Consider the following 14,951-nt stretch of genomic DNA (forward strand, 5'->3'; position numbering starts at 1 on the left):
TGATCAGGTGCCGCTGAAACGCGCCGGTCGTCGCTCCATGAAGTGCGCCACGCCTTCTTTGAAGTCGTCGCTCTGGATGCTCAGGAACATCTCCCGGTTAGCCTGTGCGATGGATTCGGTGAGTGTCTGAAAAGGGGATTCGCCCAGCTGCTGCTTGATGACCCGCACAGAGCGGGGCGAGACATTGATTGCCAGGTCTTCGGCGTATGCCAATGTTTGCTCCAGCAAGCTGTCTGGCGAAAACAGCCGGTTGACCAGCCCCATGCCCAATGCCTCCTGGGCCGATACCTTGCGTGAAGAGAGCAGCAAGTCCGCGGCGTGGCCTGGCCCGACAATACGCGGCAGCAGCCAGGCAATGCCGTGTTCGGCAATCAGCCCACGCTTGGCGAAAGCCGTGGAAAACACCGCCGTTTCACTGGCAAACCGCATGTCGCTGTACAGGGCCAGGACCAACCCCAGCCCGGCAGCTGCGCCGTTGATCGCACTGATGATGGGTTTTCGTACGCCAGGAAAATACGAATAGCGGCTTTGGTAATCGGCGCGACGGTTCATGTCGTAGGCACGCATCCAGGCCATTTCACTGATGTCGTCCGGTGGCAGCACCTCCAGTTCATCAATGTCCATGCCGGCGCAAAATGCCCGACCGTTGCCGGTCAGCACGATGACCCGAACGCTGTCGTCGCGATCCAGTTCGGCGAAGGCTTCACGCAGTTCAGCCTCCATCACCTTGGTCAGCGCATTCATTTTATCCGGGCGCATCAGTGTCACCACCGCAACGTGCTCGCGGGCACCGAAGCGGCTGAGTTCGATTTGCTTGAAGCTCATGATTTTTCCCTCGCACTGCTCACGGGCATTTGAATGGCGCGTATCTCGATAAACTCCTCGATGCCGTACTTCCCTCCTTCACGGCCCAGACCGGAGTCACCGAAGCCTCCGAAGGGGGCTGCCGGGTTGTACGGCGCACCATTGACGTCGACCTGTCCTGCGCGCAATTGACGGGCGAGCTTCACTGCATGATCGATCTGACCTGCCCATACGGCAGCGGCCAGGCCATAGGCCGTGCCATTAGCGATTTCGATGGCTTGCTGTTCGTTTTCGTAGGTGATGACACTGAGTACCGGACCGAACACTTCCTGTTGCGCCAGCGTTGACTGCGGTGGGACACGACCGAAAATCGTCGGGGCAATGAAAAAACCATTGGCAGGCACCTGTGCCTGGCTGCCACCGGCAATCAGGTCCAGGCCTTGAGATTCACCCAGGGCGATCATCGCGTGAACGCGATCGCGATGCGCCGCTGACACCAAAGGGCCCATGCGCGTGGCTGGATCCCGCGGGTCGCCTAACGTCAGGCGCGTCACGGCGTCAGCGAGCAAGGCGCGATAGGTGGCGTACAACTCGATCGGTACGAGTAGGCGGGTCAGCGAGTTGCACGATTGGCCCGAGTTCAGGAAGCACGACCCGACCACCTGGCGCACCACGCTTTCAGCGGGGGCATCGGCGGTGGCGATGCAGGCTGATTTACCCCCCAGTTCCAGGGACACACGCTTCAAGGCCTGGCCTGCCGAGGCGGCAATACGCCGGCCCACTGCGGTTGAACCAGTGAACGACAACAAGGCGACATCCGGGTGATCGACCAGTGCCTGACCGGTTTTGGCATCCCCCATGACGATGTTCAGTACGCCTTTGGGCAAGCCTGCGGCCAGTGCAGCTTCACCCAATGCGCGAGCGGTACAGGGTGCCAGCTCGGAAGGTTTGAGTACCAGGGTGCAACCGGCGACCAAGGCAGCGGCGACCTTGGCGGTAATCTGGTGCAACGGGTAGTTCCACGGCGTGATCGCACCGACGACGCCTACCGGGGCGTGGTTGATGATGGAGTGTCCGAGCGGGGTGTCCGCCAGACACTCGCCTGCAAGGTCAGCCGTTGCGCGCCAGGCCAGGATCGGCGCCTGCACCTGTATCCGCTGCGAGAGCTTGAGTGGCATGCCAACTTCCGCGGCGACGCCTTGCGCAAGCTGATCGACCTGTTCTTCCAATTGATTGGCGATACCGCGCAGGTAGTCCGCGCGAGTACTGACGGGCAATGTCGACCAGGACGCAAAGGCGTTTTTTGCCGCCCGAACGGCGAGGTGGATTTCTTCGCTGGTGCCATGGGCGACGTGGCCCATTTCAGCTGCGCTGGCGGAATCGTGGAGGGTGGTGCTTTCGGCTGATTGCGCCGCCGTCCAGGTTCCATCGATCAGGTGATTTTGATAGGCAGTCATTATTGGGTTCCTTTGCGTGCACGCGCGTCCAGAAACGCGCTCATCACGGTTTGTGGTTCGCCGCTGGCGTAGCATTCAAGCTGGGCGCGGATACCTGCCGTGCAGGCATCGTCAAAACCCGGCTGAGTCAGCGCGCGAAAGCGTTGTTTGGATAAACGGATGGCGGTTTCGGGGAGTTGTGCCAACGCGCGAGCACGTGCCAAGGCCGCGCCAAGCACATCCGAGCCATCAAGCTCGGTGACCAGGCCCATCTCATAAGCACGTTGCCCGCTGACCAGTTCACCGGACACAGACAGCTGTGTGTTGTGGGTCAGGCCAACGTGCAATGACAGCAAATAGGAGCCGACGATGCTGGCCAGGCCGGCTTTGACTTCCGGTTGACCGATCCGGGCATCCGGCGCGGCAATCCGCCAGTCGCCACAGAGCGCCAGTTGCATACCGGCACCGGCGGCAACGCCGTTGATGGCGACCACACAGGGTTTGTCCAGGTCGCGCACGGCCTGGTACATGGCGCGTTGCGCGTTCAGCCACGGCGCAATCTGCTTCCAGTCGACGGCGCTGGCCTCTTCTAGATCCTGGCCAGCACAAAACGCCCGGTCACCGGCACCGGTCAGGACGAGCGCCTTGACGCCCGAATCGCGATTAAGCTGCTCCAGCGTATCGATCAATGCATTGCGCAGGGTTTGATTGACGGCATTCAGATTGGCCGGGCGATTGAGTGTGACCCGTGCAACCTGATCCTTGATCTCCACCAGGACGCTGCGCGGGTTATCGAGTTGACTGATGTTCATGGCGCCTCCCGATATTCGATAACGGCGTCGACGGCGACCACACCTTCGGCCAGCACCATGACCGGATTGACGTCGACGCTCAGCAGGTTTGCCTGGTGTTGCAGGGCGAAATCACCCAGTGCCACAGCCGCCCGGGCCAGGGCCTCGACATCGAGTGCCGGCTGACCGCGAACGCCCTTGAGCACCGGGGCGATGCGCAGACGACTGATCGCCTCTTGAGCCTGCGATTGCGTGAAGGGGGCGAGCAACGAAACGCTGTCCTGGCGAATCTCGACCAGGGTTCCACCTTCACCAATCACCACCAGTGGGCCGAACAGGGGATCAACGACGACGCCAAGCATGAATTCATGCAAGCCATTGACCGAGCGGGCCACGATCAACTGCCCATGGGGGACACCCAGTTTGTCCAGTGCACCCAGGCACAGACGCGCCGCCTCTTGCGCCGCTTGCGGGTCGGCGAGGTTCAGATGCACGAGGCCATGTTCGCTCTTGTGCGGGACCTGCGCGGCGCACCCCTTGATGACGACACGACCACCGAAGCTGGCGGCGATGCGCGCGGCGCTTTCCGGGTCATGGCACACCTGGTGCTCGACGACCGGCACGCCAGCATCCGCCAGCAGTTTCAGGCTGACAGCCTCATCAAGCAGGCCGTTATGCGTGCCGGGTGTCGCGGCTGGCGGAGCGGGCAGGGGAGAACCTTGCCATTGGCAATGCCGGGCATACTGACGAAGTGCGGCTACCGCATCGCTTTCATTGCGAAAGCTCGGTACACCCGCTTGCTGGAAATGTGCGCGAACATCGGCCTGCGGCGCAGTCATCACCACGGGCTTGCCAGTCTGGTGCATGAACCGGGCGGTGGTGTGTGCCAGTCCCGGCACGTCGTAGCCCGGGCCGGCCACGGGAATCCCGATGAGAAACATGTCCGCCTGCGGGTCATCGCCAAGCGTTTTCAGGACGGCAGGAAACATGGCCCCATTGCCGAGCAGCGCCGCGGTGAGATCCAGCGGGTTTGCCGCGCTGGCAAAGTCGGGAATCAAGCCTTTCAAGCGCTCAGTGGTTGGCAGGGCCAGTTCGGCCAGTGGCAGTCCGACACGTTCAGCGGCATCGGCGCACAGCACCCCCACTGCGCCGCTGTGACTCATCACCACGGTCCGCCCGGCACCGGGAGCAAAGCCGCTCAGGTACAGGGGGGCTGCGTTGACCAGTTCGTGAATGTCGTGGGCACGCCAGATGCCGTGCTTCTCGAGGTAGGCATCGAGGGCGCCATCCTGGCCCACCATGGCTCCGGTGTGGGAAGCGGCGGCGGCAGCGCCCTTGTTGCTCACGCCGCCTTTGAGCAGCACGATGTGAGTGCCGTTCTCTCGGGCAATCCGGGCTGCCTCGGCCAGCAGCTGCGGATTGGAAACGGTTTCCACGTAGACCAGGATCAGGCGAATGTGCGGGTCGTCCACCAGCAGCCGGGTCAGCTCCGAAACACCCAGGTCCGCGTCATTGCCGGTGGCGGCCAGGTAGCGTACGCCGTAACCCTGTTCACGCAGCATCGCGTAAGGCATGACACTCGCCGCACCACTTTGACTGACAATTGCGATAGGCCCGTCCGCCGGGGGCACTTCCATGAACATGGTGCTGAAATTCAGCACCGCACCGTTGGCAAAGTTGGCGAAGCCCTGAGCGTTGGGCCCCATCAGGCGCATGCCATGCAGGCGGGCAAATTCCACCAGTTCATTTTGCAATTGGCGACCGCTCTCGCCCGTCTCGGCAAAGCCTGAGGCCATGACCACCACGGTTTCGACGCCGAGCTTCGCACAGGCCTTGATGGCTTCTACGGCCGCCAGACCCGACACGGCGATAATGGCCGCCTGCGGGACAACGTCGAGCGCGGCCAGATCGGCATGGCAGGGCAAGCCTTGAACCGACTCGCGCTTGGGATTGATGGGCAGGATGCGGCCGGCGTAACCGAACTTGCGCAGGTAGTGAATGGGCCGGCCACCCACTTTGTTGGGATCGTCCGACGCGCCAATGATCGCGACGCTGGAAGGGTCGAACAGCGACAGCGCTGTTGAACCGATTTTCTTGTTATGGGCCATGGGGGGCTCTCGATTCTGAGGGTTGGCTTCAGGTCTGGAATCAAGTCTAGGGAGAGGGGGGTACATGCGGAAGAGTCATACAGGCGATATCAGATACATCAAAAAGTGATGGCTCAAGCCCTGTGTGTGGTTTATGTTTCGACCTCTGGAACCAGGGCGACGAGGACGAGGCGGATGAACCTCAAACAACTGCAAAGCGTGCTGCTGATGGAGGAACTCGGGTCTATTTCGCGAACCGCGGTTGCGCTAGGCACTGCCCAGTCGCTGGTCAGTCGCCAGCTGGCGCAATTGGAGGGCGAGTGGGGCGACCAGTTATTTGTGCGCACCGGGCGAGGCCTGGTGCTGTCGGACTTCGGGCGGCTGGTGCTGCCGGAAATCCGTTTGTTGCTGGCCCAGGCCGAGCGCCTGGAAACCTTGGTCAGGGAGTCCTCGGGCGTGCCGGCGGGAACCGTGCACATCGGCGTCCTGCCGTCGATGTCGCGCAAGTTGCTGCCGTTGCTTTTCACCGAGTTGAAAACCCATGCTCCAGGGGTGCGCCTGCATGTGGTGGAAGGGTTCAGTGGTGACCTGGATGAACAACTGGCGGCAGGTTCCCTGGACCTGATTGTCGTGAACCGCTATGGCATATCCACCGCCCGTGACGAAGAGACATTGGGCGTCGTGGATACTTATCTGGTGGGCAAGGCCGGAAGCCTTGCTGGAAATGGCGAGCCGATTGCGTTCACCGCATTGTCGGGTTTTCCGTTGATTTTGCCCTCACGGCCAAATGGCTTGCGCACAACACTCGATCAACTGGCGCGTAAACATCAGGTCGCTTTGAACGTGGCGATCGAGGTCGACACCTTGAATGCAATGAAGGATGTCGCGGCTGTCGGGGGAGCGTTCACGATCCTGCCGTTTTTTGCAGTACAGGACGATGTCGAACGCGGATTGCTGGATGCGGTGATGATCGACAAGCCGCAGATCAAAAGAACGATTGCCCTGGCATTCACTCACCAGCATCCGTTGTCGAAAGCGGCCAGGGTCGTGGGCGGACATGTTCGGGAGTTGTGCCAATCGCTGCTTGTCTAGAACCAGGGCGGCGTGAAATCTTCATGCAACTACTGCATTTATATGGAATTACGTTATGCGTAATGAGTATTTTACGATTAGGGGTTATGGCCTCATCGTATAAGCAGCGGCATAAAGCTTCGGCATGCCTGTAGAGCCGTTATCGGCTCGTCCCTTCCTACGAATAGTACCGAGACCGCGCGCGCGGATCGACCTGAATTGCCTGAGAAGGCATCTGGAGACGAACGTGCGTTACCTGACGAAACTGGCGGCCGGGATGGCCGCTGCCTTGCTGTGCCTTGCTGCGAACGCGCAAACGCTGGTGGTGGGGGACCAAAGTTACAACGCCCAGGCCGTGATGGAAGCGGCGGGGGTGCTGGACGATTTGCCTTATACCCTTGAGTGGAAGCAATTCACTGCAGGGTCGCCTGTGGCCGAGGCGCTCAATGTCGGCAGCCTGGATATCGGGTTGCTGGGTGATGCGCCAGCGCTGTTCCTCGGTGCATTGGGCGCACCGATCAAGGTCATTGCAGCGAGCCGGCAAAATCTCGACGGTGTGGCGATTCTGGTAAGAAAGGACTCGTCGATCCACAGCCTTGCGGACCTGAAGGGCAAGCGCGCCGCCATCTGGAAAGGCTCCTGGAGTCAGCAACTACTGTTGACCGCGCTGGATAACGCGGGCGTCCCACGAGATTCGCTGGATCTGCGCTACCTCAGCGCGCTGGATGCTTCCCACGCGCTGGACGGTGGGTCCGTTGACGTCATCGCCACTTGGGAACCCTACGTCACGCAGCAGGAACGGCAGGGTGCGCGGATCCTGGCCACTGCTGATGGATTGATCCCGGCCCAGAGCTTCATTGCCGCCAACGCCAATTCAGTCGACGCCAAGCGCGGGCAGATCAGTGATTTTCTCCAGCGTCTGAGGAAAGCGCGTGAATGGACTCTACAGAACCCCGCCAATACTGACGCTTATGCCGATGCATGGGCCAAACGCACTCGAGCTGACGCCGAAATCGCGCGTGCCTGGTTTGCCCGAGCGCGAACAACCGTCGAGCCGCTGAATCCTCAGGTGCCTGTGGAGGCGCAGAAGACCGTGGACTTTTTCGCAAGCCTGGGTTTTGTAAAGTCCTACCCTGCAGCCAACCTGTTCGACAACTCATTCGCTGCGTCCTTGCAGCCAGCCTCAGCCAAAGCCCGGCCCTGAAAGGAATATTTTTGAAATGACCAAAAGACAACTCAAACTGGGCGCCCTGACAATGGGCTGTGGTGGGCCAGGCCGCCATAACCTGTGGCTTGATCCGAAGTTGCCAGCCGACGCCAGCGTCAATGTCGACTGGTACATCGACATTGCGCGCCAGGCCGAGTCGGCACTGTTCGACTTGATGTTTATCGTCGACAGCCAGTTCATCACACCCGGGTCGCCGTCCCACTACCTCAATCGCCTGGAGCCACTGACGCTGCTGTCAGCGATTGCCGTGAGCACTCGACATATAGGTTTGGTCGGTACGCTGACGACTTCCTACAACTCTCCCTATAACGTAGCGCGGCGCTTGGCCTCACTCGACCTGATCAGCAAAGGCCGTGCGGGCTGGAACGTCGTCACCAGTGGAGATGCCGGCACCGCCGGCAATTACAGTCGCGACGAGCATTACGATTACGACACCCGTTACGGCAGGGCGGCCGAACACGTCCAGGTTGTCCAGGGCCTGTGGAACTCTTATGAAGAGGATGCGTTCGTGCGCGACAGGGCGACGGGCCAGTTTCTCGACCCAGGCAAACTGCACAGTCTGAATCACAAGGGTGAACACTTCTCCGTGGTCGGCCCGCTGAACATTCAACGCTCTCATCAAGGCCAGCCGGTGATCTTCCAGGCCGGCGATTCGGAGCAAGGCCGGGATCTCGGCGCGGCCACTGCAGATGTGGTCTTCACCCATGCCGCCAGCATCGAACAGGGCCAGGCTTTCTACCGCGATATCAAGGGCAGGGCAGAGCGACTTGGCCGCGATCCTGAGCAATTACTGGTAATGCCCGGTGCCGAAATCCATGTGGGTGACACCGATGAGCATGCGCGTGAAATCGAGCAGTATTACCATCAGGCCGACCATAGCTTTGAACTCGCACTGAAGGAATTTGGCCGCAACTTCGGTTGGCATGACTTCAGCCAGTACGACCTCGATGCGCCGTTCCCCCAGGAGAGTCTGGAGTCTGCACGCAGCAGCTTTTTCACCGCAGCCAAACGTATCGCCGATCAGGCACGTGAGAAAGGTTTCACGTTGCGCCAGGCCGTAGAGTTTGGCCGACAGCTGCGTCCGGGTGCCTTCGTCGGAACGGCTGATACTGTTGCGCAGAAGATGGCTGACTGGTTCGAAGCCCGAGCGGTGGATGGTTTCAACATCTACATCGGGCACCCGGAGCAGTTCAACCGCTTTACAAGCGAGGTCATACCGCTGTTGCAAGAGCGGGGTGTATACCGCAGGGCGTATGAAGGGACTACCTTGCGTGAAAGCCTGGGTTTGGAGATTCCTCGATTCCGGCGCAAAAGGTAGTCACACCGAAGAGCAGCTTCCTTATTTGTCCTTGGAGCTGATGTGCTGTTCGCTACCCCAGGCCTCAGTGAGCTCGTCTATTCGATCTGCGATTTGAGCCTTTTTTGACAGGACCAGGCATCGCGTGTTGCCGACAAATTCTTCAATCATGTAAACAGCGTCGCCGACATCCAGCTCCAGCTCCTGCAACGCTTCATCAGGAATCCGGATTGCACCGTCACCATCCCATTCTTCGATGATGATTTTCATAGGGGGCTTTCTCACAGGGGGTCTCCTCATTTCAGGTATCGGCCCCGGTTTCGCGAGGCCGACTTTCAACAGGCAGCAACTACTTGCAGTTGCCTGCCTTTCGATATCCTGCAGCCTGGGCCTCGGATTCCGAGGTGAAGGATATCTGGTTTTTTTCAGACACCTGACCATACCCAGGGCACCCTGTGGACAGGTGGTAGACCTGGCTTTTCCGGTTACCCACGATCGAACCCACTGCGGCTGCGCTCGCTGCACTCGCAAGGGTTGGCTGGACTGCTGCCCGTGGAGGGTTGACTGGAACGGCGCTCACCACCCCCTCACCAACGGCCTTGTATCCTTGCGACCAATGACGCTCGCCCGTTACAAACGGATTGGAGTGCCCCATGATTGCGGCAATGCGACGATCGCGCTCTTTTTCCCACGACGAAACCGGGTACTGCTTGTCCCAGGCCATCAGTAGCTGTTGCTGCTGACGTGACATGCTCAGTTTGTATCGGTCGAACATGTAGAAGGTTGTCCTTGCGACCAGCCCCTTGACTTCGTCGCGCGGTTCCGCAGCACGTTGGTCGAAATCAACCCGCGTCTTGCATTGCCCATACTGCGGCGCTATTCCGGAGGCCATGCCGTAGTTGAAATTACTGCGGTCGCCGTTCACCTCCCCAACAGAGGGGTAGAGGTTGAACAGGTCTGCCTCCATGGCTCGAAACACAGGATCATCGTCCACACAGTGCTCGCGCCCCCCGTTCTTCCAGCATTGGCGTTGGTTACCGAACGTCCAGGCTGGAACGATGTGTTCCCACTCGGTCCGTTCCGCGCGATTCTCTTGTTTCCTGGCCTTGAGACCGCATGACTCGGCATCGATACGGCCACCGGACTTACCTACCCACGTCCATTTGCAGCCGCAATACAGCTCGCCCATGGGGCTGTTCGCCTGGTCGAGGTAGATCTTCTGTTTTGCGATGACCTTGGCTTCGGAAAAGGTCGATGGAGGGCTTGAAAAGGCGGGGGTAATGACCGAGAGCGACAGCGCTACTATGGCGAGCAGTTTTTTCATTGGACAGCTTAAGCAGTTGAAAGGAAACGCATTATACGCACGACTCGATGGCGTTCGATGAAGAACGAGAGGGCCAGGATGGCGCCCAGCCACGGCTGGGCGCCATTTGACTCAGCCTGTGTGATGACTCTTGGCCAGGCCGTAGACGGACGTGCTGATCCCTTCGAAACGCGCTTTCAACTGCAGCGCCAGGTACAGCGAATAATGCCGTGACTGGTGCAGGTTGCCACCGTGGAACCAGAGGTTCTGCTGCTGGGTTGGCTTCCACATGTTGCGCAGTTCGCCCTCGTAGGGGCCAGGGTCATTCGTGGTTCCAGAACCCAGGCCCCAGCAGCGGCCGACCTTGTCAGCCACTTCCTGGGAAATCAGCTTCGCAGCCCACCCATTCATTGAGCCATAGCCCGTGGCGTAGACGATCAGGTCTGCCGGTAGCCGGCTGCCATCGTTGAGTACGACGGCATCCGCTTCGATGCGCTCGACACCCAGGCCAGGCGCGCTCTTGAGCTTGATGGTGCCATTGGCGATCAGTTCAGAGGCGCCGACGTCGATGTAGTAACCCGAACCACGGCGTACGTACTTCATGAACAGGCCAGACTCGTCGTCACCGAAATCGAGCATGAAGCCGGCCTTGGCCAAGCGTTCGTAGAAGTCCTTGTCACGCTCCTTGATCGCGTCAAAGACGGGTTGATGAAAGCTTGGCATCACCTTGTAGGGGATCGAGGCGAACAGCATGTCAGCCTTGTCCGTGGTCAACCCCGTCTCCAGGGCGTCTTCAGAGTAGAGCCCGCCGAAGACCAGTTCCATCAAACTGTCGGAACGCACGATGTGGGTGCTGGAGCGTTGCACCATGGTCACCTCGGCGCCGTTCTCCACCAGGTCGGCGCAGATGTCGTGAGCCGAATTGTTCGCACCGATGACCACCGCGCGCTTGCCGCTCCAGGCGTCTCCGCCGGGATGGCGGCTGGAATGGTGCTGCTGGCCTTTGAAAACCTCGGCACCTGGATAAACCGGAACATTGGGTACGCCAGACATGCCGGTGGCGAGGATCAACTGGGCAGGCTGTAACGTCACACGCTCGCCATCGCGCTGCACTTCAACCTTCCAGGTGCCACTTTGCTCGTCAAAACTGGCGCTCACGCACTCTGTACGCGGCCAATAATTGAGCTCCATGACTTTGGTGTACATTTCCAGCCAGTCGCCAATCTGGTCCTTTGGGGTGAAGACCGGCCAGTGATCGGGGAAGGGCAGGTAAGGCATGTGGTCGTACCAGACGGGGTCGTGCAGGCACAGCGACTTGTAGCGACCGCGCCACTGATCGCCAGGCCGATCAGCCTTGTCGACGATCAGGGTTGGTACGCCCAGTCGCTTGAGCCGCGCCGCTAGCCCCAGCCCGCCCTGGCCGCCGCCCACGATCAGGCAGTAAGGTTGGGTGATGAAGCCTAGCGCAGCTTCTTCATCGCGACGGCGCTCCAGCCAGTTGCGTTTGTCGGCATGGGCGTGACCATGGCTGGCACCCATTGGACGACGGCGGCCGCTAGGTTCTTCATAACCTTTGAGCTCGCGCATGGTCGTCAGCAGCGTCCAGCACAGGCCGTCCTTCAGGCGCACGTAGCCTTTACCTCGCGCCGCATCGGTTTCCAGGCTGATCCAGCCTTCGAGCACACCGTTATTCAGCGCCGCCTCACCTTCCACTTTCCATCGCCCGGGACGCGTCTGCTCAAGGCGTGTTTCGAGCATGTCGCGGATGGCAGGCTTGCCTTCCAGGGTCACCAGGTTCCAGCTGAACAGTAGCAGGTCACGCCAGTGACACTCGTCGGCAAACAGTTCCAGCGTGCCGTCCAGATCACGTTGGGCGAGGCGCTCGCCGAGGGTTTCGACCCAGGCCGCGAGCTGAGCAGTGGGCGTGTGCAGAGGTGTTTCAACAGCGATGTTCATGGGGCATCTCCGATCTTGTTGTTTTTGTACGACTTGCATTAGAGCAAGGCCCGGGCCATCTTCATGAAAGCCTCGTTGCAGAGCGGCTGGCGCAGTATTGGGCAGGCTTTGATGCGGATCTATGTCACGAATCCGGGAATGGGGGGTGACAGAGTGTCACTCGGTGCAAAAAACGCTCGTTGCCGTCTTTTCATATAAGCTGCAAGCAGCCCCGTGTCCTGACCGTAACGGAGAACAAGAACAATGAAGCCGGCCTTGATCAACGCCCATGCACAGCAGGTGCTACAAGCCGTGCAGGGCACCATCGCCAGCCACAGCCCTACCGCTGACCTGGCCATCACACGATCCTGGCGCCGGTGCCTGGATCAGTATCAGCTCGATCCGGCCAGCCGCCGCGCACCTAATGTGGTTGAACAAGCACGCTTGCAGGATCACCGCGGGCCACTGGAACACATCATCGCTGTGGCGCATTGGCAGATGGGCAATTTGCACCAGCAACTCGGTCGTGACGGCCACGTGGTGCTACTCACCGATGCGCGCGGTGTGGCGATCGACAGTGTGTTCAACGAATCCGAACGCGCGGAGTTCCAGCGTTCCGGGCTGTGGCTCGGCTCGGTATGGAGCGAGGATTGTGAGGGCACCAACGGTGTCGGCACCTGCCTGGTCGAGCGACAGCACGTAACCATCCGCCGTGATGAGCATTTTCGAGGCAAGCACGTCGGCCTGACTTGTTCGGCGAGCCCGATATTCGATGCGCGTGGAGAGTTGCTGGCCGTGCTCAACCTCTCCTCGGTGAGGGATGACCACAGTCTTCAGCAACACTTCCAGGCCATGGCATTGACCAACCTGTCAGCCCGGTTGATCGAGAGCTGTTTTTTCCTGGGGCAGGATCCGCAGCGATACTTGCTGCGCTTCCACCCTGAGTCGGGCTTCGTTGGCTTGTTGGGTGAAGGTCTGCTCAGTTTCGACGAGAGTGCCCGTATCTGTTCAATCAATCAGGCTGCGCTGGACCTGCTGGGCCTCAGCCGTGACCAGGTGATTGGGCAATCGCTGACGATGCTGCTGGAAACACCTATCGACCAGGTGATGAGTCAGGCCAGCGCCCAGCCGAGTGTCTGTTGGCCCATGCGGCTGGTGGACGGGCGCCTGCTCTACGGACAGCTGCGCGAACCCGTGCACCAGGCGCCCTTGATCATTCCCCCAACGCCCATCATCAACGACGTGCACGTGTGCCTGGAAGATCCGCGCCTGCAACGCGGTTTTGCTCGCGCATTGCGTGTTCTGGAGCGTGACGTTCCGGTGTTTCTACAGGGCGAAACCGGTACCGGCAAAGAAGCGTTTGCGGCGGCGCTGCACCGCGCCAGCGCCAGGGCGGGCCAGCCGTTTGTGGCAATCAATTGCGCAGCCATTCCAGAGACGCTGATCGAGAGCGAACTGTTCGGTTATCGCGGCGGCAGCTTCACCGGCGCACGCAAGGACGGGATGATCGGCAAGCTCGAGCAGGCCCATGGCGGCATTCTGTTTCTCGATGAAATCGCCGATATGCCACTGGCGCTGCAGACTCGCCTGCTGCGTGTGCTGGAGGAACGTCAAGTGGTGCCGCTGGGTGGCGCGACGGCTCGTCCCCTCGACGTACGACTTGTCAGTGCCAGCCACCAGGATCTGCACGCCTGTGTAGCCGAAGGGCGCTTTCGTGAAGATCTGTTTTATCGCATTGCCGGGTTTACCGTGCAGCTCCCGCCATTGCGCGAACGATCAGACAAGGGCCGTTTGCTCGACCTCCTGCTGCGCGAAGAATCAAAAGGTACAAGGATTCGACTGGAGGCGGGCGTCAGGGAGCGCTTGCTGAAGCAACCGTGGCCGGGCAATGTCCGGCAGCTGCGTACGTGCCTCCGCACGCTGGTAGCGTTGTCGTTGGAGGGGCGTGTCACTCTGGACGACCTGGCGGAGTTGCTGCCGGCAGCGTCAGTTGCGTTGGCCGAAAATCCGCTGGGGGTATCCGAACGGCAGACGCTGCTGACGTTGATTGAGGCGGAACATTGGCATATCGCTCGTGTTGCCGCGCGCCTGGGGATCAGCCGAAATACGCTTTATCGCAAACTGCGTCATCACGGTATTTCGCGACCTGGTTGAATGCAGGATGACATCGTCGCGCTCCCTGCCTCTGTGGACTTGAACTGAGGCGATGGAGGTCGAGCAGGAGAGGGCGCTGATGCTGGAAGCAACCTTGGATCCGCGATGTTAGAGTGTTCGTCAGTTCATAAGAACCCTCTACTCGATTCGCATAGTCGCACCAAGCGGTTCCAGCGAACGAACCGGGCAAAAAAACCGTATATCAATCGTTATGTGAAGAATGAATCGTCCGCTGTTTGTTTCTCTGGATGGGCCCAAGGGAGCCGGCAAAACCACGCTGTTGGAGGCCGTTACGAAAGCACTGAGGGCCGACAACCAAAAGGTGATCCGACTTTGCGAGAGAAAAAGCGATCCCTTCAGGGGTGAAACAATGGCCCTCGTTAACAAATTCGTCAGAAATCCCTCCCGGGATCTGGAGTTGGAGGTTTGTGAGCGCTTTGCTGATAGCCGTGCCTGGATTTCCCACAACGTGCTGGCTAAACAGCCACCAGGCAGCATCATCTTGATCGATCGCTGGTACCCATCTGATGCCGCGTTTCGCCGGATAGTCCCGTTTGCAGAGATTCTACAGTTGAACATTCATCGGAACGTGCGAGTGCCAGACTTGCATGTCGGGGTTGTCACCAACCCTGAAGTTTCATGGGCAAGGGCAGCGGCTCGACGGCGTGGGCTGAGCAGTACTGTGATCCATAAGCTGGAAGAACATGTCGCTTGTACCAAGGCGTTCGAGCGTGCGATTGCAGATCACGACTGGGTTTTATGCCGTAATGAAGGAACGATTGAAGACGCAACGATGCAGGTGATTTCGCAGATCTATAGAGTCCTTGATGGGTAGCCTACGATTA

12 protein-coding genes are annotated in these 14,951 nt (G+C 59.9%); 5 read left to right on the plus strand and 7 right to left on the minus strand.

Going from position 1 to position 14,951, the window contains the following annotated elements; all coding sequences use genetic code 11:
- Nucleotides 1–3: 3 nt before the first annotated feature.
- The 4 genes from PMI35_RS09555 to PMI35_RS09540 are packed head-to-tail and all read right to left on the minus strand — an operon-like array spanning nt 4 to nt 5,139.
- Complete coding sequence (locus PMI35_RS09555) at nt 4–825, minus strand: enoyl-CoA hydratase (protein WP_008062631.1); 822 nt, start codon at nt 823–825, stop codon at nt 4–6.
- Nucleotides 822–2,261: an aldehyde dehydrogenase family protein gene (locus PMI35_RS09550; protein ID WP_008062633.1), complete on the minus strand. Its 1,440-nt coding sequence runs from the start codon at nt 2,259–2,261 to the stop codon at nt 822–824. Before PMI35_RS09550 ends, PMI35_RS09555 begins: the two co-directional genes overlap by 4 nt.
- Nucleotides 2,261–3,052 carry an enoyl-CoA hydratase/isomerase family protein gene (locus tag PMI35_RS09545; RefSeq protein ID WP_008062635.1) on the minus strand — a complete coding sequence of 264 codons (792 nt, stop codon included), beginning with the start codon at nt 3,050–3,052 and terminating at the stop codon, nt 2,261–2,263. Before PMI35_RS09545 ends, PMI35_RS09550 begins: the two co-directional genes overlap by 1 nt.
- Nucleotides 3,049–5,139, minus strand: a complete 2,091-nt coding sequence (locus PMI35_RS09540; protein ID WP_008062642.1) for an acetate--CoA ligase family protein — start codon at nt 5,137–5,139, stop codon at nt 3,049–3,051. Before PMI35_RS09540 ends, PMI35_RS09545 begins: the two co-directional genes overlap by 4 nt.
- A gap of 174 nt (nt 5,140–5,313) precedes the next feature.
- On the opposite strand from PMI35_RS09540, the gene PMI35_RS09535 reads away from it, so the two are divergent.
- The 3 genes from PMI35_RS09535 (at nt 5,314) to PMI35_RS09525 (ending at nt 8,735) form a co-directional block, all read left to right on the plus strand.
- Complete coding sequence (locus tag PMI35_RS09535) at nt 5,314–6,210, plus strand: LysR family transcriptional regulator (RefSeq protein WP_008062644.1); 897 nt, start codon at nt 5,314–5,316, stop codon at nt 6,208–6,210.
- A 226-nt stretch (nt 6,211–6,436) separates the two neighbouring features.
- Nucleotides 6,437–7,393 carry an ABC transporter substrate-binding protein gene (locus PMI35_RS09530; protein WP_008062645.1) on the plus strand — a complete coding sequence of 319 codons (957 nt, stop codon included), beginning with the start codon at nt 6,437–6,439 and terminating at the stop codon, nt 7,391–7,393.
- A gap of 16 nt (nt 7,394–7,409) precedes the next feature.
- Entirely contained in the window at nt 7,410–8,735 is a 1,326-nt protein-coding gene (locus PMI35_RS09525) for an LLM class flavin-dependent oxidoreductase (RefSeq protein WP_008062647.1), read from the plus strand.
- Between the two features lie 21 nt (nt 8,736–8,756).
- Here the strand turns inward: PMI35_RS09525 and PMI35_RS09520 are convergent, their stop codons facing one another.
- The 3 genes from PMI35_RS09520 to PMI35_RS09510 all read right to left on the minus strand — a co-directional run bounded on the left by PMI35_RS09520 (nt 8,757) and on the right by PMI35_RS09510 (nt 11,973).
- Nucleotides 8,757–8,984 carry an AbrB/MazE/SpoVT family DNA-binding domain-containing protein gene (locus PMI35_RS09520; RefSeq protein ID WP_157295763.1) on the minus strand — a complete coding sequence of 76 codons (228 nt, stop codon included), beginning with the start codon at nt 8,982–8,984 and terminating at the stop codon, nt 8,757–8,759.
- A 79-nt stretch (nt 8,985–9,063) separates the two neighbouring features.
- Complete coding sequence (locus PMI35_RS09515) at nt 9,064–10,038, minus strand: endonuclease (RefSeq protein ID WP_008062649.1); 975 nt, start codon at nt 10,036–10,038, stop codon at nt 9,064–9,066.
- Nucleotides 10,039–10,149: 111 nt separating this feature from the next.
- Nucleotides 10,150–11,973 carry an NAD(P)/FAD-dependent oxidoreductase gene (locus PMI35_RS09510; RefSeq protein WP_008062650.1) on the minus strand — a complete coding sequence of 608 codons (1,824 nt, stop codon included), beginning with the start codon at nt 11,971–11,973 and terminating at the stop codon, nt 10,150–10,152.
- Between the two features lie 243 nt (nt 11,974–12,216).
- Between PMI35_RS09510 and PMI35_RS09505 the strand changes: the two genes are divergently transcribed.
- A complete protein-coding gene (locus tag PMI35_RS09505) occupies nt 12,217–14,106 on the plus strand; it encodes a sigma-54-dependent Fis family transcriptional regulator (RefSeq protein ID WP_008062651.1) in 1,890 nt (629 codons plus the stop codon).
- A 220-nt stretch (nt 14,107–14,326) separates the two neighbouring features.
- Nucleotides 14,327–14,941: a dTMP kinase gene (locus tag PMI35_RS09500; protein WP_008062652.1), complete on the plus strand. Its 615-nt coding sequence runs from the start codon at nt 14,327–14,329 to the stop codon at nt 14,939–14,941.
- Nucleotides 14,942–14,951: the final 10 nt, after the last annotated feature.

The organism is Pseudomonas sp. GM78 (assembly GCF_000282475.1).
Taxonomy (GTDB): domain Bacteria; phylum Pseudomonadota; class Gammaproteobacteria; order Pseudomonadales; family Pseudomonadaceae; genus Aquipseudomonas.